Consider the following 25,611-nt stretch of genomic DNA (forward strand, 5'->3'; position numbering starts at 1 on the left):
GAGGAAATAAAGTGTTAAAAAAACAAACAGTTTGGTTATTAACAATGCTAAGCTTGGTTATTGTACTTTCGGTATACTATGTGATGACGCCAGATAATAAAACAAAGGAAGTAGCGACATCATTAGGAGAGGGAGCGAAGGAGAAGCAAGGCTCTGAAAAGGAAACGAGTAAAAAAGAAACAAGTCAGAAAGAAGGAAAAGTAACGAGCCATTCTGCAAGTGATGATAATTTTACAGCACTTCGTTTGAAAATGGAAGATCAGCGCAGTGAAGTGAAAGAAAAATTGCAGGATGTAATGAATTCAACAAACGCTTCTGCTGAAGAGAGAAATAAAGCCAAAAATGATTTTGATGCATTGACGGATATAGCGGCAAAAGAAACGTTATTGGAAACCTTAATTAAATCAGAAGGCGGTTATAAAGATGCGCTTGTGCGTAAAGATGGAAATGATATTAAGGTGACAGTAAAAGCAGCAAAACTTTCTGCAAAAGATGCAAATAAAATTATACAGCTTGTAAAAAGTGAGACGGGTTTAATGGCAGACGTTCGATATGAAATAGCAAAGTAAAAAGCTATCGATTTCTTCGATAGCTTTTTTTATCTGCTAGAAGTTCATCTAGCAATTGTAGTTCTGTTTCTGGGGTTTTTATAGGAGAAATTTGTTGTGAATGAAAAATCATCGGTTCTTGACAAAAGTGATTACTTTTTCCGCATTTCATTTGAAAAAAGAGTGCTAAGCTCCAAATAATAACAGCTGGTAGAAAGAGAATAAGCCAAATGTTCATGTCCCTCACCTCACTGTATATGATTCTACTTTTACGATACTATTCTTATATGAAGGGAATATGAAGTGAATGTAAATAAACTTCAAGTATTTAGTAAAAAATATATAAACTCACATAAATAAATGCAAATTGAAAAAACAACATAAAAACCCTTTTTTTTTTCGAGAGGCGAGTGCACCTGTCCGCGTATAGAAGCGGTCAGGTTATATTCTGCATAGTTGCGATTTGTGGGTTGAAAAATCAAAGTGGATTTATATAAATGAAGTGGATGAGAGTGTTTTTTAGGAAGTGGTCTTGCCAATTTTGAGTGAAACTTGGTATTATTACTAGGTAGTAAAATAGCATACTGTTATTTTCACAGGAATTTTCATACATTATACAGAAGAAATAAAGTTGGAATGTTAAAAATATTTATCGTAAGATGAATATATATATAAATGCATTTTAATTATTCTGCATATAAGTCGCTCTATGCAGAATAAAAAGTGATTGTCTCTCTTTATTTTCATATTGCACGTGTTAGGAAAGGGATCTGACCGTTTCAATACCTAGCCAGACGATCTCCCCCGCTAAAAAAACGGTGGTTTATATGCAGGTTTTCAATTTGTATTTATATAGTATGAAACTTCATAGTAGTTTTTCATTGACAGTACGAGAAGGAATTTATGATTGACTGTTCTAGCTGGATTCAGTAAATGGTATTTATTACTGATGGATTGAGCTGTTACAACAGGAAAAACAAGTATATAGGAGTGGATTTTACATGTTTAAAATTCAAGAAGTTCGCGAGTTAATTAAGCTAATTGATGATTCTAATATTGATGAATTTGAATACAAAAAAGATGGTACGACAATTAAGATGAAAAAGCGTGGCAATGAAGTGATTGCTGTGCAGCCTGCTCCAGCAGTGCAGAAACCTATACAAGCTATAGCGCCAGAAGTAGTTGCTGCGCCAGCTCAAGTTGAAGCTCCAAAGCAAGAAGAGAAACACGTAGATGAGAACTTACTTAAAATTACATCTCCAATGGTTGGAACGTTCTATGCTTCTCCCTCACCAGATGCACCAGCCTATGTAAATGTAGGAGATCGCGTTACAGAAGGGAAAATTGTTTGTATCGTAGAAGCAATGAAACTCTTTAATGAAATCGAAGCAGAAGTAAATGGAGAAATCGTTGAAATTCTTGTGAATAACGGTCAGCTTGTTGAATATGGACAACCGCTATTTCTTGTAAAAGCATAATAAGGGAGTCTAGAATTATGATTAAAAAAGTATTAATTGCAAACCGTGGGGAAATCGCGGTACGAATTATTCGTGCTTGCAAAGAAATGAATATTGAAACAGTTGCAATTTATTCTGAAGCAGATAAAGAAGCGCTGCATGTACAAATTGCGGATGAAGCGTACTGCGTTGGTCCGACTGTCTCAAAGGAAAGTTATTTAAACTTAACAAACATTATTAGCGTTGCAAAATTAACAGGTTGTGATGCAATTCACCCTGGATATGGATTTTTAGCAGAAAATGCTGATTTTGCAGAGCTTTGTCGTGAATGTAACTTGATTTTTATCGGTCCAAGCCCAGAAGCTATTTCAAAAATGGGCACAAAAGACGTTGCACGTGATACAATGAAGGAAGCAGGGGTTCCGATTGTACCGGGTTCACAAGGAATAATTAAAAATATCGAAGAAGCAGTAGCACTTGCAGAGAACATTGGATATCCTGTTATTATTAAAGCAACAGCGGGCGGCGGCGGAAAAGGGATTCGCGTTGCACGTACAGAAGAAGAGCTTGTAAAAGGAATTCAAATTACACAGCAAGAGGCAAGTACCGCTTTTGGAAACCCTGGTGTATACTTAGAAAAGTATATTGAAGATTTCCGTCATGTAGAAATTCAAGTGATGGCAGATAATCATGGTAACGTCATTCATTTAGGAGAGCGTGATTGTACAATTCAGCGTCGTTTGCAAAAATTGTTAGAAGAGTCACCATCTCCAGCTTTAGATGCTACGATCCGTCAACAAATGGGAGAGGCAGCAGTAAAAGCAGCAGCAGCAGTAGATTATACAGGTGCTGGCACAGTTGAATTTATTTACGAATATAAAACGAAAAGTTTCTATTTCATGGAAATGAATACGCGAATTCAAGTTGAGCATCCTGTAACTGAAATGGTGACGGGAGTAGACCTTATTAAAGAGCAAATTCGCGTTGCATCAGGAGAGCAGTTATCACTGCAGCAAGAAGAAGTACAATTTAACGGTTGGGCAATTGAGTGCCGAATTAATGCGGAAAACCCTGCCAAAAACTTTATGCCATCTCCAGGAAAGGTAGAAATGTATTTACCGCCAGGAGGATTCGGTATTCGCGTTGATTCAGCTGTATATCCTGGGTATACGATTCCACCTTATTACGATTCGATGGTTGCCAAGCTTATTGTTTATGGTAAAACACGTGAAGAAGCAATTGCGAAAATGAAACGAGCACTAAGTGAATTCGTCATTGAGGGTGTACATACGACGATTCCGTTTCATTTACAACTTCTTGACCACCCTGAATTTGTACAAGGTGAATTTAATACGAAGTTTTTAGAACAGCATGATTTAACGGCGCACTGATACATTTAAAGGAGGTTTTTTCATGGCTGATCATATGTTAGACATGGGACAAGATACAACTCTTGGTAAAGTAGAAATCGCACCGGAAGTAATTGAAGTAATTGCAGGTATTGCTGCTTCTGAAGTAGAAGGTGTAGCAGCAATGCGTGGTAACTTTGCAACAGATGTTGTTGAGAAGTTAGGAAAGAAAAATCATGGAAAAGGCGTAAAAGTAGAATTAGCAAATGATGATATTATCGTTGATGTATACGTATTAATGTACTTTGGTGTAGCGATTCCAGTTGTTGCACAAAACATTCAAGATAACATTCGTCAAGCGCTGTTTACAATGACAGGTCTTGAACCGAAAGAAATAAACGTTCATATCGTTGGTGTAACATTCGAGACACCAAAAACAGAAATTGAGCCAGTGTAATACTGAAAAAGGTGCCTTGTGATTCAGGCGCCTTTTTTATCGTTTGTATTCTTCATATTTAAATGGAAAAGATATTATATTATTTAAAAAAATGAAAAATTTCTAAAGGTGAACTTGTGTTTTTGAAAAAAACGTACATTGTGGTATGATATGGAACCTGAAGTTAATCTTTTTATTATTTTTCCGTTAGGGAACTCGTGTATGAAACGATAAATTGTGGTATTATCATTGTATTATAAGATTGAAAGCTGAGCAAAAATTATAAAGAATAAGTAATTCGATGGCTTATAAATTATAATAATATAACAAAACATAAGGAAGACTTGAAGCACAAAGGAGAGTTATAATGAAACGTAGGACGGCTAGAGAAAGAGCGATGCAAGCACTCTATCAAATGGATATTACCGGAGACTACAATCCGAAAGCAGCAGTAGAAAACACACTTGATGAAGGCGAAAATACAAATGAATTTTTAGAAGCACTTGTCTTCGGATGTGTAGAGCATAAAGAAGCAATTGATGAGCTTATTCGTCAGAATCTAAAAAAGTGGAAATTAGAACGCATTAGCATTGTTGATCGCAGTATTTTACGAATTGCGGTGTATGAAATGAAATACATGGAAGATATTCCACATAGCGTGTCTATTAATGAGGCAATTGAAATTGCAAAGGCATATGGGGATGAGGAATCTCGTCGTTTTATTAACGGCGTTTTATCTAGCATACAGTAAACCTTTCTTGAGCGAGAAAGCTTCATCATAGCTTAAGAAAGCCCTTACCAATCAAGCTTTTACGGGCAGTTATCTTTCATCTTTATTCTTTCTTTTTTCGGAATGTTAACGTGGAAGCTATACTGCCCGTTAGAGCGGGAGAAAAAAGTAGCTTTGTCATTTTTAAAGGGGGAATTTTGATATGGTAGCAGTAATCATCAAAGGAAATGAAGTTGCAGAGAAAAAGAGATCACAGTTAAAAGAGAAGGTTGCAGAACTAAAAAAACAAGGAATTGTACCAGGGCTAGCTGTTATTTTAGTCGGAGACGATCCAGCTTCTCATTCGTATGTAAAGGGGAAAGAAAAAGGCTGCGAACAAGTTGGGATTTATTCTGAGTTAATTACATTTCCAGATTCCATTACACAAGATCGTTTATTAGCGGAAATTGACCGTTTAAATAATGATGATCGTATTCATGGTATTTTAGTGCAATTACCGTTGCCAAACCATATTGAAGAGAAAGCTATCATTGAAAAAATTTCTCCAGAGAAAGATGTGGATGGTTTCCACCCGATTAGTATTGGTCGTATGATGACAGGACAAGATACGTTCCTACCATGTACACCACATGGTATTTTAGAATTAGTAAAAGAAACAAACCTTGATATTACAGGAAAGCATGTTGTTGTTATTGGACGAAGCAATATTGTTGGAAAACCGGTCGGACAACTGTTTTTAAATGAAAATGCAACAGTGACGTATTGTCATTCAAAAACAGCGAATATAAAAGAATTAACGAAATTAGCTGATATTTTAATTGTTGCAGTTGGAAGAGCGAAAATGGTAACAGCTGATTACGTAAAAGAAGGCGCAGTTGTAATTGATGTAGGAGTAAACCGTTTAGAAACAGGGAAACTGTGCGGTGATGTTGATTTCGACGATGTATTAAACGTTGCAAGTCACATTACACCAGTACCAAAAGGTGTAGGCCCAATGACGATTACAATGCTATTAGAAAATACAGTATTATCTGCACAGCGCACAGGTGTTGTTTGTAAATAATTGTAGGGCGGCTATGAGGAGAGAGAAATGGAAAAGCAATATTTAACCGTTACAGCGTTAACTCGTTATATGAAAACTAAAATAGAGTATGACCCTCATCTACAGTCTGTTTGGTTAAAAGGAGAAATTTCAAATTTTAAATATCATAGCCGTGGTCATATGTATTTCACATTAAAAGATGAAAATGCAAGAATTGCTGCGGTCATGTTTGCGAGTCATAATCGCAATGTAAAGTTCAGACCAGAAGACGGGATGAAAGTGCTTGTAAAAGGGAAAATCTCTGTTTATGAAGCAAGTGGTTCATACCAAATCTATATTCAGGATATGCAGCCAGATGGAGTAGGGAATCTTCATTTAGCGTATGAGCAATTAAAGACTCGTTTAGAAGAAGAAGGGCTGTTTTCACAAGTATATAAACAAATGATTCCTGCTTATCCAACAACAATTGGTGTGATAACTTCACCAACGGGTGCGGCAATTCGAGATATTATGACGACAATTGCCCGGCGTTATCCGGTTGGAAAAGTACTTGTATTTCCAGTTTTAGTACAAGGGGAATTTGCGGCTCCCTCAATTGTACAAGCTATCGAAAAGGCGAATGGAATGCAAGCTATCGATGTGTTAATTGTTGGACGCGGCGGAGGTTCAATTGAAGAACTGTGGGCGTTTAACGAAGAAACAGTAGCCCGGGCAATTTTTGCTAGTCAAATCCCAATCATTTCTGCTGTGGGACATGAAACAGATTTTACAATTGCAGATTTTGTTGCGGACTTAAGAGCTCCAACGCCAACAGCGGCAGCTGAACTGGCAGTTCCTCATATTCTTGAATTAGAAGAAAAAGTGATGCAGCGTACACTTCGCTTGACGCGAGCGATGCGTGAGATGTTGAACTCTAAACAAGAGCATTTGCATGCATTACAAAAATCATATGCGTTTCGCTATCCAAAGCAATTGTATGAGCAAAAGGAAGAACAATTGGATCGTACAATTGATAAGTTGATACAAACGAAAGAGCGTTACATAGAAAAGAAGACGAATCAATTTCAAAAACTGTCATTTTATTTAGGGAAGCATCACCCCACGCAAAAAATTGAACAAACAAGGCTTACGTTAGACACATTGCAAAAGCAGTTACAACGTGAAATGCAGTCTCTATTGCAAGGAAAAGAGTTTGCTTTTACAAGAGCGATAGAAAAGTTAGAAACGTTAAGTCCACTTAGAGTGATGATGCGAGGCTACGGTCTTGTTTATAATAATGAAAAACAGGTGCTAAAAAGCATAAAAGAAATTGGGCTTGGAGATGAAGTTACAGTACATATGCAAGATGGTGTACTAGACTGTAATGTATGGGGAATAGAGGAGCGTGAACTAGGCGATGGAAAATAAAGTAAGCTTTGAAGAAGCGATTGCAAAGCTTGAACAAATTGTTTCCAAGCTCGAACAAGGTGATGTTCCACTTGAAGAAGCAATTTCGTATTTCAAAGAAGGTATGGAACTTTCTAAACTATGCGATGAAAAATTAAAAGATGTGCAAGAACAAATGGCTGTCATACTTGGTGAAAATGGCGAACTTCGTCCGTTTTCTACTTTGGGAGAGGAAGTATAATGACGCATTTAACTTTTGATGCTTTTATGAAAGAAAGTAAAGCATTAGTAGAAGAAAATCTTGTGCGTTATGCAAACGCCTTGCAATGTCCAAAGGTACTTCGTGAGGCGATGGTGTATTCATTAGAAGCGGGCGGAAAGCGTCTCCGTCCGTTACTTTTATTTGCGACGCTGCAAGCGTTTGGAAAAGATAGAGAATTAGGGATAGGTACAGCTTGCGCATTAGAAATGATTCATACATATTCTTTAATTCATGATGATTTACCTTGTATGGATGATGATGACTTACGCCGCGGGAAACCAACAAATCATAAAGTATTTGGTGAAGCGATGGCAGTACTAGCTGGTGATGGGTTGTTAACATATGCATTCCAGGTTGTAACAGAGCAAGACCATAAAGAAATTACTCCCGAAACAAAATTACGCATCGCACTAGAACTTGCTAAAGCAGCAGGGCCAGAAGGAATGGTTGGTGGACAAGTTGCGGATATGGAAGCGGAAGGTAAGCAATTAAACCTTCGTGAGTTAGAATATATTCATAAGAATAAAACAGGACGTTTATTAGAATTTGCCGTATTAGCTGGTGCATTATTATCAAGGGCTACGGCTAGGCAACAAGAAAAATTACTTGCCTTTGCGAAGTATGTCGGACTTGCTTTTCAAATTCGTGATGATATTCTAGATGTAGAAGGAATAGAAGAAGAGATTGGAAAACCAGTCGGAAGCGATATGACAAACGAAAAAAGTACATATACAACGTTATTTACAGTGGCGGAAGCAAAGCAAATTTTAGAAGAAACCATTACGAAAGCAAAAGAGGCCATTTCTTCTTTACAATTACAAGACGAATATTTGTTAGTAATTTGTGATTTAATTGCAAAGCGCAACCACTAGTATAAGAATGTTTTCATTTGTTGAGCCATTCAAGATTTTATGGTATAAATGTAGACAAAGGTTTTTCTTTTCTTTTTTTGGCAAAAATATACGTAGATTACATTGCCGTTATCACTTTGTGTTAGCGGCTCTTTTTTCATCGTATAAAGTGAAACTTCCAACAGTGGGGTTTTCTTTATCCCAGTTAAGGCGGGATAAAATAAAGAATATGCTTGATTTTTGTAATACAATTAAGTGCAACTATATTTTACGGATGTATAGTAGTTGACATGATGAAAGATTATGAAACGAAAGTGAGTGATCCTGGTGGATCTGACGCAAATTCAAAATCCTAATTTTTTGAAGGATATGTCTATAAGCGAGCTAGAAGCTTTAAGTGAAGATATTCGAAAGTTTTTAATTGAAGAGCTTTCTCAAACAGGTGGACATATTGCTCCAAATCTAGGTGTAGTAGAACTCACAATTGCTTTGCATAAAATATTTGATAGTCCAAGAGATAAATTTTTATGGGATGTAGGACATCAATCCTATGTACATAAAATTTTAACGGGACGTGCAAAGGAATTTGGCACATTGAGACAATATAAAGGTTTATGTGGTTTTCCAAAGCGTTGTGAAAGTGAACATGATGTATGGGAAACGGGACATAGTTCTACTTCCTTATCTGCTGCCATGGGAATGGCACTTGCTCGTGATTTAAAGAAAACGAAAGAGTACATTGTTCCTATTATTGGTGATGGTGCATTAACAGGTGGTATGGCACTTGAGGCACTCAATCATATTGGACATGAACAAACAGATATGACGGTTATCTTAAACGATAATGAAATGTCGATTGCCCCAAACGTTGGTGCATTGCATAACGTACTTGGACGTTTGCGTACAGCAGGGAAATATCAATGGGTAAAAGATGAACTAGAATACTTATTGAAAAAAATCCCAGCTGTCGGTGGTAAAGTAGCTGCAACGGCCGAAAAAGTAAAAGATAGCTTAAAGTATTTACTCGTTTCGGGTGTGTTTTTTGAAGAGTTAGGCTTTACATATTTAGGGCCTGTTGATGGACATGATTATGAAAGTTTATTTGAAAATCTTCAATATGCCAAGAAAACGAAAGGACCTGTTCTTGTTCATGTCATTACGAAAAAAGGAAAAGGCTATAAGCCAGCTGAAAGTGATGTAATTGGAACTTGGCATGGTACAGGACCGTACAAAATTGAGTCTGGTGATTTCGTAAAGCCAAAAGAAGCTGCACCGGCATGGAGTGCCGTTGTTAGTGAAGCGGTTCGTAAATTAGCGAAGAATGATCAGCGTGTCGTTGCTGTGACGCCAGCAATGCCGGTTGGGTCGAAGCTTGAAAAATTTGCAAAAGAATTTCCTAATCGTATGTTTGATGTAGGGATTGCTGAGCAGCATGCAGTAACAATGGCAGCTGGTTTAGCAACGCAAGGCATGAAGCCGTTTTTAGCGATTTATTCTACATTTTTACAACGCGCTTATGATCAAGTTGTTCATGACGTATGTCGCCAAAATTTAAATGTCTTTTTCGGGATTGATCGAGCAGGATTAGTAGGAGCTGACGGAGAAACGCATCAAGGTATATTTGATATCGCATTTTTACGTCATCTTCCGAATATCGTTTTGATGATGCCAAAAGATGAAAACGAAGGTCAACATATGGTATATACAGCAATCAATTACGAAGATGGACCAATTGCGCTTCGTTACGCGCGTGGAAATGGACTTGGTGTGCCTATGGATGAAGAGTTTAAAGAAATTCCAATCGGTACATGGGAAACGCTTCGTGAAGGATCACAAGTAGCGATTTTAACATTTGGTACGACAATTCCAATGGCCATGGAAGCGGCAGAGTCCCTTGAGAAGAAAGGGATTTCTGTAAAGGTTGTAAATGCCCGCTTTATTAAGCCAATGGACGAAGCATACTTGCATGAGTTATTAGGAAAGAATATGCCAATTTTAACAATTGAAGAGGCTTGTTTAATTGGAGGATTTGGTTCTGGTGTGTTAGAGTTCGCTAGTGAACATGGATATCATAATGCGCTAATTGAGTGTATGGGTATTCCAGATCATTTCATTGAACATGGCAGTGTCTCTAAACTTCTCGAAGAAATTGGTTTAACAACAGATGCTGTTGTTGAACGTATTTGTACAATGATTCCATTAAAACAAAAAAGGGCGTAACAAATGAGCGGAAAAAAAGAACGAGTAGATGTACTATTAGTAGAACGAGGACTTGTTGAAACAAGAGAAAAGGCGAAGCGTGCCGTTATGGCAGGGCTTGTATATGCAAATGAAATGCGTTTAGATAAACCTGGTGAAAAAATACCGCAAGATACAGAAATTACATTAAAAGGGCAAGTAATGCGGTATGTAAGCCGTGGTGGATATAAATTAGAAAAGGCGTTAGAGATATTTCATATAGATTTGCAAGATAAAATTATGCTGGATATTGGTTCATCAACGGGTGGATTTACGGATTGTGCCTTGCAAAATGGTGCGAAGCTTTCATACGCTTTAGATGTAGGGTATAACCAACTTGCATGGAAATTAAGACAGGACGAGCGTGTTGTCGTAATGGAGCGGACGAATTTTCGCTATGTAACACCTGCTGATTTGCAAAAAGGATTACCGCAATTTGCAAGCATTGATGTATCGTTTATATCTTTGAAATTAATTTTACCTGTATTGAAAACGATGTTAACACCTGATGGTGAAGTTGCAGCACTTATTAAGCCGCAATTTGAAGCTGGGCGAGATCAAGTGGGGAAAAAGGGAATTGTTCGGGACCGTAAAGTACATGAAGCAGTTATAGAAATGATTGTCGATTTTGCGCTAGCAGAAGGTTACGATGTTCAAAACTTAACATTTTCTCCAATTACAGGCGGAGACGGGAACATTGAATTTTTAATACATTTAAAATGGTATGGTGAGCGTGAGCGGGGAGAAAATCAATCACCTGTTCAAGCGGAGGAAATTGTGAAAGAAGCTCATGAAGCCTTGAAACAAAAAGGAAAAGAGGAATAACAATTGTTATTCCTCTTTTTACTCATATAGAAAGTTAGAATTGTATAACGATTGTAAAAACAATTATGTACAAGTAGCCGATTATACGTTAACATAAATAAGTGAAGTATAACAATGGTAAAACTACGGTAAGAGATAGTGCGAGGTGCAAAAATATGAATAAAGGGCAGCGCCATATTAAAATTCGAGAAATTATTGCAAATAAAGAAATTGAAACACAAGACGAGCTAGTGGATATTTTACGTAACGAAGGTTTTAATGTAACACAAGCAACGGTATCACGAGATATTAAAGAATTACACTTAGTGAAGGTACCACTTCATGATGGACGCTATAAATATAGCTTACCAGCTGATCAACGTTTTAATCCACTTCAAAAATTAAAACGCAATCTGGTTGATTCGTTTGTTAAATTAGATACAGCTGGTCATATGCTTGTGTTAAAGACATTACCAGGTAATGCACATGCTCTCGGTGCGCTGATAGATCATTTAGAATGGGATGAAATTATTGGCACAATTTGCGGTGATGATACGTGTTTAATTATTTGCCGTACACCTGAAGATACAGGAGTTGTATCGAATCGCTTTTTAAATATGCTGTAACAAAAAGAATCTTGTTTGTTTTATTACTCAGAAGAGTAAATAAGCAAACAAGATATTTTTGTTATGGAGACATAAAAATCATAGAATAGCATGTGAAAATGTATATTTCCAGATAAGAATATCATTATTGCTGCATTGACCGTAAAAACAAATGTTTGGTACAATGAAGCAGGTTACATAACATATTCTCCATCAAAAAGAAGTAACGGAAGAATGTATGTGTAAATAGTTTAAGCCTCCCATGCGGAGTGTGAATGAAATAACGAGGTGAATGAGGCATTGTTATCGGAATTATCGATTAGAAACTTTGCTATTATAGAATCATTAAACATTTCTTTTCAAAAAGGGCTCACTGTATTAAGTGGTGAAACGGGCGCTGGAAAATCCATTATTATTGATGCAATTAGTCTTCTTGTTGGGGGACGTGGCTCAGCGGAATTTGTACGTTATGGGACGGATAAAGCTGAAATTGAAGGTTTATTTTATATTGAAGATGAACAGCATCCTTGTGCTATGAAAGCAGAAGAACTTGATATTGAAATTGAAGATGGCATGATCATTTTAAAACGGGATATCTCTGTCAGTGGAAAAAGTGTATGCCGTGTCAATGGAAAGCTTGTTACATTGAGTACGTTAAAGGAAATAGGGAAAACGCTTGTCGATATTCATGGACAGCATGAAACGCAAGATTTGATGAATGAAGACCGCCATTTATTTATGCTTGATCATTTTGAGGGAGATCATATTTTAGTTCAGTTAGAAAAATATCAAAATGTGTATAGGGAATATGAGCAATTAAAAAGACAATTGCACTCTTTAACAGAGAATGAGCAACAAATGGCACATCGTCTAGATTTAATTCAATTTCAACATGAAGAGATTCGAAATGCGGACTTGAAAATAGATGAAGAGCAAAATTTATTAGAAGAACGATTGAAGATTTCGAACTTCGAAAAAATTTATAAGGTATTGAGTGATTCGTATCGTTCATTAACGGAAGAACGTTCTGGTTTAGATCATGTTCGAAATGCAATGAATCAAATGGAGAGCATTACGGATTTGGATATTGCATATCAAGAAAATTACGATGCGATTGCAAATAGTTATTATTTATTAGAAGAAGTAGCTTATCAGCTCCGTGAAAAATTAGATATGATGGAGTACGATCCAAATCGTTTAGATGAAATTGAAACACGTTTAAATGAAATTCGTATGTTAAAGCGTAAATATGGAAATACTGTAGAAGAGATTTTAGCGTATGCGGATGAAATTGAAAAAGAGATATTTACGATTGAAAATAAAGATGTACACATTGAAACGACGAAAAAGAAACTAAAAGAAATCGAACAGCTTATAGTGAAAGAGGCGACGTTACTAAGTGATTTGCGTCATGATCTTGCGAATCGATTAACAACGGCCATTCATCAAGAATTAAAAGAGCTGTACATGGAAAAAACAAAATTCGAAGTAATGCTAAAGAAAAAAGAAGGAACAATTGACGATCCTCTTGTTGAGGGAGCTCCTGTCAAAATGACATATAATGGGTATGACAATGTAGAATTTTATATTTCCACGAACCCAGGAGAACCGTTAAAGCCACTTTCTAAAGTAGCTTCAGGAGGGGAATTATCCCGTATTATATTGGCGTTAAAGAGTATTTTCTCTAAACATCAAGGAGTTGCCTCTGTTATTTTCGATGAGGTAGACACCGGAGTAAGCGGACGTGTTGCGCAAGCGATTGCTGAAAAGATTTATCGCGTTTCTGTCAATTCACAAGTGCTATGTATTACACATTTACCACAAGTTGCATCCATGGCAGATTCTCATTTATTTATTCGTAAACAAATTGCGAATGAACGCACGGTTACATCTGTTACTGTACTCAGTCAAGATGAAAAGGTAACTGAAATTGCTCGTATGATTTCTGGTGTGGAAATTACTGACTTAACAACGGAGCATGCAAGAGAGTTGCTTTCGCAGGCGCGTTGTTTTAAACAAGCAGCAGAAGCTATCCAGTAATGGATAGCTTTTTTGTTAACAGTAATGATTTCTTAATTCTTCCGGTTATAAAGAGATGATAGCAAGGAGACATTAAAAAATGAAGCCGCTTGGCTGAATGTGGGTTAGGAGCGAGGAGAGTGAAAAGTTTGAAATTAGAGCAATTTCGAAAAATCATAGGGATTTGTCTCCTTGTTTCACTTGTCTTTATTGGGTGTTATAAACCACTTCGTGAGTTTATTTCATTTCCAAAGCAACTTGTTATATTTCAAAATCAAGATTCAAAAGTATCTTCTTTGCCTGTATTTCAAACAAAATCAACTGATGAAACAATTTTTACGATTGCTTCTGGGCTTGCTAGTGAAAAAACAATTTCAGTAAATGCACATCAAAGTGGAGAAGCTGATATGGTTTATGAGCTTGCAGGATTACCTGTGAAAAAAGTAAATGTGAAAGTACTAAAAGATTTCAAAGTAATTCCAGGTGGACAATCAATTGGTGTGAAATTAAATGCAAAAGGGGTACTTGTTGTAGGACATCATTTAATTCAAACAGAAAAAGGAAAAGTATCTCCAGGTGAGCTCGCAGGTGTACAAGTAGGGGATATGATTACTGAAATAAATGGTAAAACAATTGAACGAATGAGTGATATTGCACCATTTATTCATAATAGCGGGAAAACAGGGGAATCGCTTAATCTTGTTTTGCTAAGAGAGGGAAAATATATTCGAACAAAATTAACTCCACAAAAAGATGGTGGAGAACAGTCGTATCGAATTGGGTTGTACATTCGTGACTCAGCTGCAGGTATTGGAACGATGACATTCATTCATCCAGAATCAATGAAATACGGCGCGCTCGGTCATGTGATTTCTGACAATGATACGAAAAAACCAATTCAAGTTGAAGATGGACAAATCGTTCGTTCGACAGTAACATCTATTGAACGTGGGAGCAATGGAGATCCAGGTGAGAAATTAGCAAGATTTTCACCAGATCATGAAGTTGTTGGTAATATTACAACGAATAGTCCATTTGGTATTTTTGGTAAGTTAAATACAGAAATGAAAAATGGAATTATGGATGAAGCGCTTCCGATTGCCCTTTCTCATCAAGTGAAAGAAGGACCTGCGAAAATCTTGACAGTTATCGATCAAGATAAAGTAGAAGCGTTCGATATAGAAATTGTAAGTACAGTTCCGCAAAAGTTTCCTGCAACAAAAGGAATGGTTGTAAAGATTACAGATAAACGCTTATTAGAAAAAACAGGTGGAATCGTACAAGGAATGAGTGGTAGTCCAATTGTACAAGATGGAAAATTAGTTGGGGCTGTAACGCACGTATTCGTAAATGATCCAACATCTGGATATGGTGTTCATATTGAGTGGATGCTACATGAAGCAGGGATCAATATTTATACAGATCAGAAAAAAGCAAGCTGAACTTTGTATTCAGCTTGTTTTTTTTGTTTGTTTTTTAAAGTTGGGAAGAGAAGAAATCTCCTGATTGATAAAAAATTTCTTGTAAAGCCGTTGAAATGTTACAAAAGATTCGCAACGGGTGTTTTTTGTTGTAAAATAAAAGTAGAGCATGCATATTCGGCTGTAATCATATGATGGAATATGTAAAAGAACACTAAGAAATGGACGATAAAAATCTTTTTTTGTGATTTTTTCGGAATTTAAGAAAGTTTTAAAGGGGATTTTCACATAATTGTCGAACAATTCATGTAGTCTAGAAGGTAATACTTTCTGCCGGGAGAAATCATTAGTTAGGGAGGAAAAGCTGTGGAGAAAATTAAAGTGTGTCTCGTGGATGATAATAAAGAACTTGTATCTATGTTAGAGAGTTATGTTGCTGCTCAGGATGATATGGAAGTAATTGGTGTAGCGTATAATGGTCAAGAGTGCTTAAATTTATTAAAAGAAAGACAACCAGATGTACTTGTTCTCGATATTATTATGCCGCATTTAGATGGTCTCGCAGTACTAGAAAAAATGCGTCATATTGATCGTTTTAAACAACCGAATGTAATTATGTTAACAGCGTTTGGACAGGAGGATGTGACGAAAAAGGCTGTTGATTTGGGGGCGTCATATTTTATCTTAAAACCATTTGATATGGAAAATTTAACGAGTCATATTCGTCAAGTTAGCGGAAAATCAAGCGCTACCATTAAACGACCGCTATCAGCTTTTCGTTCTGTAACAACATCTGATGGAAAACCGAAAAATTTAGATGCAAGCATTACGAGTATCATTCATGAAATTGGTGTACCAGCCCATATTAAAGGATACATGTATTTGCGCGAGGCAATTTCTATGGTCTATAACGACATTGAATTGCTTGGATCAATTACAAAAGTACTATATCCTGATATCGCAAAGAAATATAATACAACAGCAAGTCGTGTAGAACGTGCAATTCGTCATGCGATTGAAGTTGCTTGGAGCCGTGGGAATATTGAGTCCATTTCTTCTTTATTTGGCTATACAGTATCCATGTCAAAAGCAAAACCTACGAATTCCGAATTCATCGCGATGGTGGCGGATAAGTTAAGGCTTGAACATAAAGCGAGTTAAAAATAACAGTAGGAATTAATGAGTAGTTTTGCTTATGAAAGAAAAGTGCGCATAACGCTTGCTTAATCAATAAATGATTGATATACAAACCGATGAACATTCTTTTTGGGAGTTTTAGATAACTGTCATGAAAGGAATGTTCATTTTTTGTTTTAGCAAATTAAAGCGTTATAAGAAAAGTCCTGTACACAACAGGACTGCCTATTCTTTCTCTTGATTTTGTTTTTCTAATTCAACGAGTTTTTGAATTAAAATATGCTGAGGCATATGCATAAGCTGTTCAAGTGGAACACCGAGAGCTTTTGATAACTTAATAGCTGTCTCTGGTGAAAGTTGTAATGGTCTCATAAAAGTACCTCCTTTTTGTATAGTATAACATAAAGTGAAATGAGCATAAGTGGAGAGGGGGGGATGATAACAGGTCGTATGATTATGTAAATGCAAGTTGAAAAAACGACATAAATGAGCAACTGGTTACGAGTAGAAGCCTGCCGCATGCATTTTGTATTCTACATAGCAGCGATTTATATCTTGAAAAATATATAGTTTGATTTACAACCTGCAATGATTTTTTGTTAACTTTTAAAGTGAGATAAAGTGAAACTTTAATCAGTAGGGGGTTTTTTCATCCCCGCTGATTATTAGCTCTCACCAATCGGGCGCATGCCAGCAGTTTATCTCCCGCCTAACTTCTTAAGAAAAGCGGAAGCGGCTCGCTCAGAATCGCAGGACGCCCACGCATAAGGCGGAGAGGTACTTTTTTCCTCGTCCAAGGGGACGGAACGACCGGAGGGTTCTAGCTGCTAGAGCTGGACAACAAAGAAATGTGGAAATGGACAATGATTTCGCCGAATTTGGAGGTGGGAGTATTTCCTGCCCGCGAATAGAGGGATAAAATTTGAGGTGAGAAGATGACGCTTATTTTTGGGCACCGCGGAGCTGCTGGAACGTATCCGGAAAATACGATGGTTTCTTTTCGGGCGGCAGAGAAATTTGGGGCTGATGGGATTGAATTAGATGTGCATTTCACAAAAGATAACAAAATTGTTGTCATTCATGATGAGACTGTAAATCGAACGACTAATGGAAAGGGGCCTGTTCGAAATTATGTATATGCAGATTTACGTGCGTTAGATGCGAGTTATACATTTTATGATAAGGTCGGTGCGCAGCACGTTCCTTTGTTGGAAGAAGTGTTAGAGTGGCTGAAAACAAACAACCTTTTTCTGAATATTGAATTTAAGAATAATAAAGTGCCGTACCTTGGTTTAGAAGAAGAGGTAATTACTCTTATTCGAAAATATAGTATGGAGGAGCGAACGATTCTATCTTCTTTTAATCATTATAGTATGAAAAAGTGTCATAGGATGGCTCCTGATATTGAAACGGCAATTTTATACAAGGATGGATTGCATAGCCCGTGGGCTTACGCGAAAAAGATGGGAGCGAGTGCTATTCATCCAAACTACCGGTATATTTCGGATGGAATTGTAGAGTTAACGATGGAAAATGGTGTATTTGTGCGTCCGTATACAATTAATGATGAAGAAGCAATAAGGAAATTTTTAAAGATGAATGTGACGGCTGTTATTACAGACTATCCAGAGTGTGTGAAAAAGATAATGCAAGGTGTAAAATGAGTCCTTTCTTTATGAGGGGGCTCGTTTTTTTATGGGAAACAATACTGAGACTTAAAGAGAAGAAAAAAAGAGAATTGGGAGAAAAACACCCGCTGATGGAAGTTTCACTTTATCCCGCTATTCGTGGGCGGTAAGATCTCGCCTCAAGATGGAGAGAAGCGGAAAATAACCGTCCGTAAAAGCCGATTGGTTCAACTAACCATTCGAAGGAAAAGCACCTTCGAATGGAAGTTTCACTTTATCTTCGAAATCGAGCTTGTACTTTATTTCGTTTTCGGTCGCGATATAAAACGAAGCCGCCAAAGATATAAAAACCAATTGCGAAACACAGTACTCCAATTACAAATTGTAACCATAATGCAGGGATTGGAGAGAAGAGAATACCGAAAACGGTATCTCTCATCAGTTTAATGCCTACTACAGCTAGTGAAATAGGGATAACTGCTAATAGGAGAGCGAGATAACGTTGCATAAGGAAGTCCCCTTTTTCTGATGATTTTGTATATACAAAATCATGTGATAATTTATGTTCGTTTGTCAAGGGGTTTTGGAAGAAGTAAGATAGAGGTGTGAAAAATTTTGCAGAGATGCTGCGGGAGGATTGGTAGCATATGAAACAAAGGGCATTAATTATTGGAGCGGGTGCTGGAGGAAGTGCGATTTTAGGTCTATTGCAAAAATCAAATATATTTGAAGTAGTTGCAATTGTGGATATTAATGAAAAAGCAAAGGGAATTCAACTTGCAAAGAGTCTTTATATTTCTACCGGAAGTAACTGGGAAGTGTTTATACGTGAGGATATTGATGTCATTTTTGATATGACAGGTGATTATAGTGTGTATGAACAAATTTTGGTGAAGAAACAAGAAGATGTGCTGCTTGTCCCAGGGGATGTTGCGAATATCGTTGTAAAGCTTGCGCATGAAAAAGAAATGTTGATTGGGAAATTAAAAGATCAAACGCAGCAGCGGGATCTTATTTTAAATTCGACGCACGATGGTATGATTGTTGTTGATAAAGAAGGGCAAGTATTGTTGTTCAATAAAAGTGCGGAACGGATGACGGGATATAAAAGAGAAGAAGTTGTTGATAAATATATTTTAGAAGTGATCCCAACAAGTAAGTTGCTTCGGATTATTCGTACGAAGCAAATTGAGATTAATCAAGAATTAACATTAGATAATGGGAAGAAAATTATTTCAACACGTATTCCGATTTTAAATGAAGTTGGAGAGGTGCAAGGGGCCTTTGCGGTTTTTAAAGATATTACTGAAATTGTAAATTTAGCCGAAGAGGTAACGGATTTAAAAGAAATTCAAACGTTGTTAGAAGCGATTATTCATTCTTCTGAAGAAGCAATTTCTGTTGTCGATGAGCAAGGGCGAGGACTTGTCATTAACCCGGCTTACACAAAATTAACGGGTCTTTCAGAGGAAGATATTATTGGTAAGCCAGCGACAACGGATATTGTAGAAGGAGAAAGTATGCATATGAAAGTGCTACGGACGCGTAGGGCAGTACGTGGTATTCATATGAAAATTGGGCAAAAGAAGAGGGATGTTATTGTAAACGTAGCTCCAGTTATTGTTGATGGGATTTTAAAGGGGAGTGTCGGGGTAATTCGCGACGTATCCGAGATTCAAAAATTAACAAATGAATTAAATAGGGCAAGACAAATTATTCGTACGTTAGAAGCAAAGTATTCATTCGACGATATCGTTGGAACGTCAGAAGGAATTGTGGCAGCGATTGAACAAGCGAAATTAGGGGCGAATACACCAGCGACGGTACTGCTGCGCGGGGAATCAGGAACTGGAAAAGAATTGTTTGCGCACGCCATTCATAATGGCAGCAATCGGAAGTACAATAAGTTTGTTCGTGTAAACTGTGCAGCAATCTCTGAATCGTTATTAGAGAGTGAACTGTTTGGTTATGAAGAAGGTGCGTTTTCCGGAGCGCGTCGCGGGGGAAAACGTGGTTTTTTTGAAGAAGCGAACAATGGGAGTATTTTCTTAGATGAAATAGGGGAATTGTCTGCGAATACACAAGCGAAGTTACTTCGTGTGTTGCAAGAGAAGGAAATCGTGAGAGTTGGAGGTACGAAGCCGATTCCAATTAATGTTCGAGTTATTGCTGCAACGCATGTGAATTTAGAAAAGGCAATTTTAGATGGTGATTTTCGGGAAGATTTATATTATCGGTTAAATAAAATTCCGATTCATATTCCATCACTTGGTCAGCGTAAAGAGGATATTGGTGAAATTGCTGAGCGATTAATTCAAAAGATTAATCAAGATTATGGACGTAATGTTGAGGGATTAACGGAATCAGCGGTGCAGTATTTACAATCATATGATTGGCCGGGAAATGTTCGTGAGCTTGAAAATATTTTAGGGCGAGCGATTATTTTTATGAATTATAACGAAATGTATATTGATGTACATCATTTGCCACCGTTACATCATGAGGACCAACATGAACTTATAGGGAGTAATTTACTTCCTGAATTAGAAGAAAGACCTCTTGAGGATTTAGTGGCTGAATTTGAGGGGAATATTATTCATGAGTATTTGTCTAGATTTAATGGGAACAAAACAAAAACAGCACAAGCGCTAGGGATTTCGGTTCGAAATTTATATTATAAGCTAGAAAAGTATGAGTGTGCAAAAAATAGCACGCAATAATTTGCATACCACGCAATAATTTGCGCGGTATGCATAATACGACAGTATTAGACAGAATTTTTTGTGTAGTTACAAAATGTTGATTTTTCTACGTTTTGAATGCGTTTTCAAAAATATTTAAATGAAATTAAAAAGTTGGCACGATATTTGCTTTAATATATAAGCGAGGGACGACGAGGAAGGGTTGATTACAAAATATGAAGTTACAAACTTTAATTGATCAAGCGGCAAAGCAACCGAAAAAAACAGTTGCTGTTGCAGTAGCTGAAGATCATGAAGTAATTGAAGCCGTTGCAATGGCTGTACAATTACAGTTAGCTCAATTTCGTCTATATGGAAATCAAGAAACAATTCTTAGTATGTTACAAGAGCATGGATTAGGACCTTCAGAACATATTGAAGTAATTTCTACTACATCTAACGCAGAAGCTGCTGAATTAGCGGTAAAAGCTGTAAGTGGTGGAGAAGCGGATGTACTTATGAAGGGCAATATTCCAACAGCTAATATTTTGAAAGCAGTATTAAATAAAGAGTGGGGTCTTCGTAAAGGCGGTGTGTTATCACACGTTGCAGCTTTTGAAGTACCGAATTACGATCGCTTTATCATCTTAACAGATGCAGCGATGAATATCGCTCCAGATGTACAGCAAAAAGCGGCGATTGCACAAAATGCAGTTGAAGTTGCCCGGGCAATAGGAGTAGAAGTACCGAAAGTAGCTCCAATTGCTGCTGTAGAAGTTGTAAATCCTGCAATGCAAGCAACGATTGATGCAGCTATGTTAACGCAAATGAATCGTCGAGGACAAATTAAAAATTGTATCATTGACGGACCACTTGCTTTAGATATTGCTGTTTCACAAATTGCAGCCGAGCATAAAGGAATTCAAAGCGATGTAGCTGGTAAAGCAGATATTTTACTCGTCCCAACAATTGAAGCTGGAAATGTATTATATAAATCGCTTGTATATTTTGCGGATGCAAAAGTAGGAGCGATTATCGCTGGAGCGAAGGCGCCGATTGTGTTAACATCTCGCGCCGATTCAGCAGAAACAAAAGTGCATTCATTAGCATTGGCAGTTGCGACTGCTTCTAAATAAACTTTCTTGCAATACATGTTTTATTTTCATTAATGATTAAGGAAATGAATCCGGTATAACGGACTAAAATGGAAAATGGTAAACATATCAAGGGGGAAATTACAATGACATTAGAAATCTTCAAATACTTAGAAACTTACGATTACGAGCAAGTTGTGTTCTGTCAAGATAAAGAATCAGGATTAAAAGCAATTATTGCAATTCATGACACAACTCTTGGACCAGCTCTTGGCGGAACAAGAATGTGGACATATGATTCTGAAGAAGCTGCAATTGAAGATGCTCTTCGTCTTGCAAAAGGTATGACATATAAAAACGCAGCAGCTGGTTTAAACTTAGGCGGTGCAAAAACAGTTATTATCGGCGATCCACGCAAAGATAAGAGCGAAGCAATGTTCCGCGCATTAGGACGTTACATTCAAGGATTAAATGGTCGTTACATCACAGCTGAAGATGTTGGTACAACTGTAGATGATATGGACATTATTCATGAAGAAACAGATTTCGTAACAGGTATTTCACCTTCATTCGGTTCTTCTGGTAACCCATCTCCAGTAACTGCTTATGGCGTATACGTTGGTATGAAAGCAGCTGCAAAAGAAGCGTTTGGTACAGATAGCTTAGAAGGTAAAGTAATTGCTGTTCAAGGTGTAGGAAATGTGGCTTATCACTTATGCAAACACCTACATGCAGAAGGGGCAAAATTAATTGTTACAGATATTAATAAAGAAGCTGTGCAACGTGCTGTAGAAGAATTTGGTGCAACTGCTGTTGAGCCAAACGAAATTTACGGTGTAGAATGTGACATTTATGCACCATGTGCACTAGGAGCAACAGTAAACGACGAAACAATTCCACAATTAAAAGCGAAAGTAATTGCTGGTTCTGCAAATAACCAATTAAAAGAAGATCGTCACGGTGATATCGTTCATGAAATGGGTATCGTGTATGCACCAGATTATGTTATTAACGCGGGCGGCGTAATTAACGTAGCGGACGAGTTATACGGATACAATAGAGAACGTGCATTAAAACGTGTAGAAGCAATTTATGACACAATTGAAAAAGTAATTTCAATTTCAAAACGTGATGGTGTGCCAACATATGTGGCAGCGGATCGTCTTGCTGAAGAGCGCATCGCAAGCTTAAAAAATACACGCAGCACATTTTTAAGTAACGGCCATAACATTTTAAGCCGTCGCTAATTCATAGAAAAAATAAATGTGAAAGCAGTAGCAGCTTCATTTAGCAGTTGCTACTGTCTTTCTAAATAAATGCTGGAGGGAGCAGTCTTGTCCGTGAATCGAATTCTTGTCATTAATCCTGGTAGCACATCTACGAAGATTGGTGTTTTTGATAATGAAAGACCTGTTTTAGAAGAAACAATTCGTCATGACGAAGAACAGATTGGGAAATATAAGCGTATCATTGATCAATATGAATTTCGTAAGCAAACTATTTTAGAGGTTCTGCATTCTCATGGCATTAATATTTCTAAATTAAATGCTGTATGTGGTCGCGGCGGACTACTTCGTCCGATTGAAGGCGGTACGTATACAGTAAACGAAGCAATGCTAGAAGATTTGAAGAATGGTTATAGTGGTCACCATGCTTCTAATTTAGGTGGAATTTTAGCATATGAAATTGCTTCTGGACTTAACATTCCAGCGTTTATTGTCGATCCAGTAGTTGTAGATGAAATGGAAGATATCGCTCGTATAAGTGGGATAGCTGGCATGGAGCGAAGAAGTATTTTTCATGCGCTAAACCAAAAAGCAGTAGCACGTAAAGTTGCAAAAAAACTTGATCGTAAATATGAAGATTTACATTTAATCATTGCACATATGGGTGGCGGTATTTCGATTGGTTCTCATAAAGAAGGAAAAGTTATTGATGTAAATAACGGTTTAAATGGAGAAGGACCATTCAGCCCAGAGCGTGCAGGAACGGTTCCAGTAGGTCAGCTTGTGGAAATGTGTTTCTCTGGTGACTATTACCGTGATGAAATGATGAAAAAAATCGTTGGACAAGGTGGCTTAGTAAGCTTACTTGGTACAAATGATGCAATTAAAGTAGAGAAAATGGTAGAACAAGGCGATCCTGAAGCAACGCTTGTTTATACAGCAATGGCATATCAAGTTGCAAAAGAGATTGGTGCGGCAAGTGCAGTTCTTCATGGCAAAGTAGATGCCATTGTTTTAACGGGTGGGCTTGCATATAGTAAAATTCTTGTTGATGAAATTAAAGAACGTGTTCATTGGATTGCAGATGTTATTGTGCATCCGGGTGAAGATGAATTACAAGCATTAGCAGAAGGTGCACTTCGTGTACTTCGTGATGAAGAAACTGCAAAAGAGTATGCTGTACGTGAAAAAGAAACAGTAGCTAGGGGTTGAGTGATATGGCAAAAGAATACGATTTAGTCATCGTTGGCGGTGGAACAGGCGGATATGTCGCTGCTATTCGTGCATCACAATTAGGATTAACAACAGCGCTTGTTGAAAAAGAGAACCTAGGTGGTACTTGCTTACACAAAGGATGTATTCCTAGTAAAGCATTACTTCGCAGTGCTGAAGTCTTTGCAACTGCAAAAAAAGGTGAAGAATTCGGCGTTGTAACGAGCAATGTAGAATTAAATTTTGCAAAAGTACAAGAACGTAAAGAAAAAATCGTTAGCCAACTTCATAAAGGTGTTCAGCATTTAATGAAGCAAGGGAAAATCGATGTATACGAAGGAATTGGTCGTATTCTGGGCCCATCTATTTTCTCACCGATGCCAGGTACGATTTCTGTTGAATTAGCAAGCGGAGAAGAGAATGAAATGCTTATTCCGAAAAATGTAATCATTGCAACAGGATCACGTCCAAATTCTTTACCAGGACTTGAACTTGATGGTGAATATGTCATGTCATCTGATCATGCCCTAAAAATGGAAACGCTTCCTAAATCTATCATTATTGTTGGTGGAGGGGTAATTGGTATTGAGTGGGCATCTATGCTTGCTGATTTCGGCGTGGAAGTAACTGTACTTGAATATGCAAAATACGTTCTACCGCTTGAAGATCAAGATGTTTCTAAGGAAATGCAACGTTTGCTTAAGAAAAAAGGCATTAAAGTTGTAACTGGTGCAAAAGTATTGCCAGAAACATTAGTGAAAGATAACGGTGTAACGATTCAAGCTGAATTGAATGGTGAAAATAAAGAATTTAAAGCTGAAAAAGTGCTTGTATCTGTTGGAAGACAAGCAAACACACAAAATATTGGCTTAGAAAATACAGATATCGTTGTTGAAAAAGGTTATATTCAAACGAATGAATATTATCAAACGAAAGAATCGCACATTTATGCGATTGGCGATGTAATTGGTGGCTTGCAGCTTGCTCATGTTGCTTCTCATGAAGGAATTGTAGCGGTTGAACACATTGCTAGAAAAGAACCAATGCCAATTGATTACTCGATGGTATCTAAATGTGTATATAGCAGCCCGGAAGTTGCATCTGTCGGTTTAACAGAGCAAGAAGCGAAAGAAAAAGGTTATAAATTAAAAGTAGGTAAATTCTCATTCCGTGCAATCGGTAAAGCGCTTGTATATGGAGAATCTGATGGTTTTGTAAAACTTGTTGTTGATGAAGAAACAAATGATATTCTTGGTGTTCATATGATTGGACCGCACGTAACTGATATGATCTCAGAAGCGGGTCTTGCAAGAGTATTAGACGCAACGCCTTGGGAAGTTGCACATACAATTCATCCACATCCATCATTATCAGAAGCAATTGGTGAAGCTGCGTTAGCAGTTGATGGAAAAGCGTTACACGGGTAAAAGTGAACCATTAAGAATGGATAGTATACCGTTCTTGCTTTATAATAGAGCGGGGTAA

Annotated in this window: 24 protein-coding genes; 21 read left to right on the top strand and 3 right to left on the bottom strand. The window is 37.3% G+C overall.

All coding sequences use genetic code 11. The features are described 5' to 3' along the window. Positions 1–11 precede the first annotated feature (11 nt). Entirely contained in the window at positions 12–569 is a 558-nt protein-coding gene (locus tag AB1280_RS00920) for a SpoIIIAH-like family protein (protein WP_272186888.1), read from the top strand. A 4-nt stretch (positions 570–573) separates the two neighbouring features. Here the strand turns inward: AB1280_RS00920 and AB1280_RS00925 are convergent, their stop codons facing one another. Beyond that, positions 574–786, bottom strand: a complete 213-nt coding sequence (locus AB1280_RS00925) for a DNA recombination protein RecO (RefSeq protein WP_429754605.1) — start codon at positions 784–786, stop codon at positions 574–576. A gap of 763 nt (positions 787–1,549) precedes the next feature. Here AB1280_RS00925 and accB point away from each other — a divergent pair. The 14 genes from accB (at position 1,550) to spo0A (ending at position 16,309) form a co-directional block, all read left to right on the top strand. Continuing rightward, a complete protein-coding gene (accB, locus tag AB1280_RS00930; protein WP_272186890.1) occupies positions 1,550–2,026 on the top strand; it encodes an acetyl-CoA carboxylase biotin carboxyl carrier protein in 477 nt (158 codons plus the stop codon). 17 nt (positions 2,027–2,043) lie between these two features. Beyond that, positions 2,044–3,396: an acetyl-CoA carboxylase biotin carboxylase subunit gene (gene accC / locus AB1280_RS00935; RefSeq protein ID WP_035429950.1), complete on the top strand. Its 1,353-nt coding sequence runs from the start codon at positions 2,044–2,046 to the stop codon at positions 3,394–3,396. Positions 3,397–3,418: 22 nt separating this feature from the next. After that, positions 3,419–3,811 (top strand): Asp23/Gls24 family envelope stress response protein, encoded by a 393-nt coding sequence (locus tag AB1280_RS00940; RefSeq protein WP_272186891.1) that lies wholly within the window; start codon positions 3,419–3,421, stop codon positions 3,809–3,811. Positions 3,812–4,157: 346 nt separating this feature from the next. Beyond that, positions 4,158–4,541 carry a transcription antitermination factor NusB gene (gene nusB, locus AB1280_RS00945; RefSeq protein ID WP_272186892.1) on the top strand — a complete coding sequence of 128 codons (384 nt, stop codon included), beginning with the start codon at positions 4,158–4,160 and terminating at the stop codon, positions 4,539–4,541. 181 nt (positions 4,542–4,722) lie between these two features. Continuing rightward, a complete protein-coding gene (folD, locus tag AB1280_RS00950) occupies positions 4,723–5,583 on the top strand; it encodes a bifunctional methylenetetrahydrofolate dehydrogenase/methenyltetrahydrofolate cyclohydrolase FolD (protein ID WP_272186893.1) in 861 nt (286 codons plus the stop codon). 27 nt (positions 5,584–5,610) lie between these two features. Continuing rightward, positions 5,611–6,969 (top strand): exodeoxyribonuclease VII large subunit, encoded by a 1,359-nt coding sequence (gene xseA, locus AB1280_RS00955; RefSeq protein ID WP_429754606.1) that lies wholly within the window; start codon positions 5,611–5,613, stop codon positions 6,967–6,969. Continuing rightward, the gene (locus tag AB1280_RS00960; protein WP_098914750.1) at positions 6,959–7,189 is read left to right on the top strand and encodes an exodeoxyribonuclease VII small subunit; all 231 of its coding nucleotides are present in this window, start codon (positions 6,959–6,961) and stop codon (positions 7,187–7,189) included. Before xseA ends, AB1280_RS00960 begins: the two co-directional genes overlap by 11 nt. Beyond that, positions 7,189–8,082, top strand: coding sequence for a polyprenyl synthetase family protein (locus AB1280_RS00965; protein WP_429754607.1), 894 nt, complete (start codon positions 7,189–7,191; stop codon positions 8,080–8,082). The genes AB1280_RS00960 and AB1280_RS00965 overlap by 1 nt, the downstream gene beginning before the upstream one ends. 306 nt (positions 8,083–8,388) lie before the next feature. After that, positions 8,389–10,281, top strand: a complete 1,893-nt coding sequence (gene dxs / locus AB1280_RS00970; RefSeq protein ID WP_429754608.1) for a 1-deoxy-D-xylulose-5-phosphate synthase — start codon at positions 8,389–8,391, stop codon at positions 10,279–10,281. A gap of 3 nt (positions 10,282–10,284) precedes the next feature. Continuing rightward, the gene (locus AB1280_RS00975; RefSeq protein WP_429754609.1) at positions 10,285–11,124 is read left to right on the top strand and encodes a TlyA family RNA methyltransferase; all 840 of its coding nucleotides are present in this window, start codon (positions 10,285–10,287) and stop codon (positions 11,122–11,124) included. Positions 11,125–11,279: 155 nt separating this feature from the next. After that, positions 11,280–11,729 carry an arginine repressor ArgR gene (argR, locus tag AB1280_RS00980; protein ID WP_028411221.1) on the top strand — a complete coding sequence of 150 codons (450 nt, stop codon included), beginning with the start codon at positions 11,280–11,282 and terminating at the stop codon, positions 11,727–11,729. Positions 11,730–12,008: 279 nt separating this feature from the next. Beyond that, the gene (gene recN, locus AB1280_RS00985; RefSeq protein ID WP_272186898.1) at positions 12,009–13,748 is read left to right on the top strand and encodes a DNA repair protein RecN; all 1,740 of its coding nucleotides are present in this window, start codon (positions 12,009–12,011) and stop codon (positions 13,746–13,748) included. 119 nt (positions 13,749–13,867) lie between these two features. After that, on the top strand, positions 13,868–15,169 hold the full coding sequence (gene spoIVB, locus AB1280_RS00990) for a SpoIVB peptidase (RefSeq protein WP_429754610.1): 1,302 nt from the start codon (positions 13,868–13,870) through the stop codon (positions 15,167–15,169). Between the two features lie 345 nt (positions 15,170–15,514). Next, positions 15,515–16,309 (top strand): sporulation transcription factor Spo0A, encoded by a 795-nt coding sequence (gene spo0A, locus AB1280_RS00995; protein ID WP_272186900.1) that lies wholly within the window; start codon positions 15,515–15,517, stop codon positions 16,307–16,309. 201 nt (positions 16,310–16,510) lie between these two features. On the opposite strand, the gene AB1280_RS01000 is transcribed toward spo0A, so the two are convergent. Continuing rightward, on the bottom strand, positions 16,511–16,657 hold the full coding sequence (locus AB1280_RS01000) for a YycC family protein (protein ID WP_081904752.1): 147 nt from the start codon (positions 16,655–16,657) through the stop codon (positions 16,511–16,513). 563 nt (positions 16,658–17,220) lie between these two features. Between AB1280_RS01000 and AB1280_RS01005 the strand changes: the two genes are divergently transcribed. Next, entirely contained in the window at positions 17,221–17,949 is a 729-nt protein-coding gene (locus AB1280_RS01005) for a glycerophosphodiester phosphodiesterase (protein WP_429754611.1), read from the top strand. Between the two features lie 238 nt (positions 17,950–18,187). Here the strand turns inward: AB1280_RS01005 and AB1280_RS01010 are convergent, their stop codons facing one another. After that, entirely contained in the window at positions 18,188–18,421 is a 234-nt protein-coding gene (locus tag AB1280_RS01010; protein ID WP_272186916.1) for a DUF2627 domain-containing protein, read from the bottom strand. A 139-nt stretch (positions 18,422–18,560) separates the two neighbouring features. Between AB1280_RS01010 and AB1280_RS01015 the strand changes: the two genes are divergently transcribed. From AB1280_RS01015 to lpdA, 5 genes are all read left to right on the top strand, one after another. Then, on the top strand, positions 18,561–20,633 hold the full coding sequence (locus AB1280_RS01015) for a sigma 54-interacting transcriptional regulator (protein WP_429754612.1): 2,073 nt from the start codon (positions 18,561–18,563) through the stop codon (positions 20,631–20,633). 197 nt (positions 20,634–20,830) lie between these two features. Then, positions 20,831–21,730: a phosphate butyryltransferase gene (gene yqiS / locus AB1280_RS01020; protein ID WP_429754613.1), complete on the top strand. Its 900-nt coding sequence runs from the start codon at positions 20,831–20,833 to the stop codon at positions 21,728–21,730. Positions 21,731–21,834: 104 nt separating this feature from the next. Beyond that, positions 21,835–22,935, top strand: coding sequence for a leucine dehydrogenase (locus AB1280_RS01025; RefSeq protein ID WP_090913935.1), 1,101 nt, complete (start codon positions 21,835–21,837; stop codon positions 22,933–22,935). A gap of 87 nt (positions 22,936–23,022) precedes the next feature. Then, positions 23,023–24,126, top strand: a complete 1,104-nt coding sequence (gene buk, locus AB1280_RS01030; RefSeq protein WP_272186919.1) for a butyrate kinase — start codon at positions 23,023–23,025, stop codon at positions 24,124–24,126. A 5-nt stretch (positions 24,127–24,131) separates the two neighbouring features. After that, positions 24,132–25,553, top strand: coding sequence for a dihydrolipoyl dehydrogenase (lpdA, locus tag AB1280_RS01035; RefSeq protein ID WP_429754614.1), 1,422 nt, complete (start codon positions 24,132–24,134; stop codon positions 25,551–25,553). The last annotated feature ends 58 nt before the right edge of the window (positions 25,554–25,611 follow it).

Source organism: Bacillus sp. S10(2024) (genome assembly GCF_050473865.1).
GTDB lineage: Bacteria > Bacillota > Bacilli > Bacillales > Bacillaceae_G > Bacillus_A.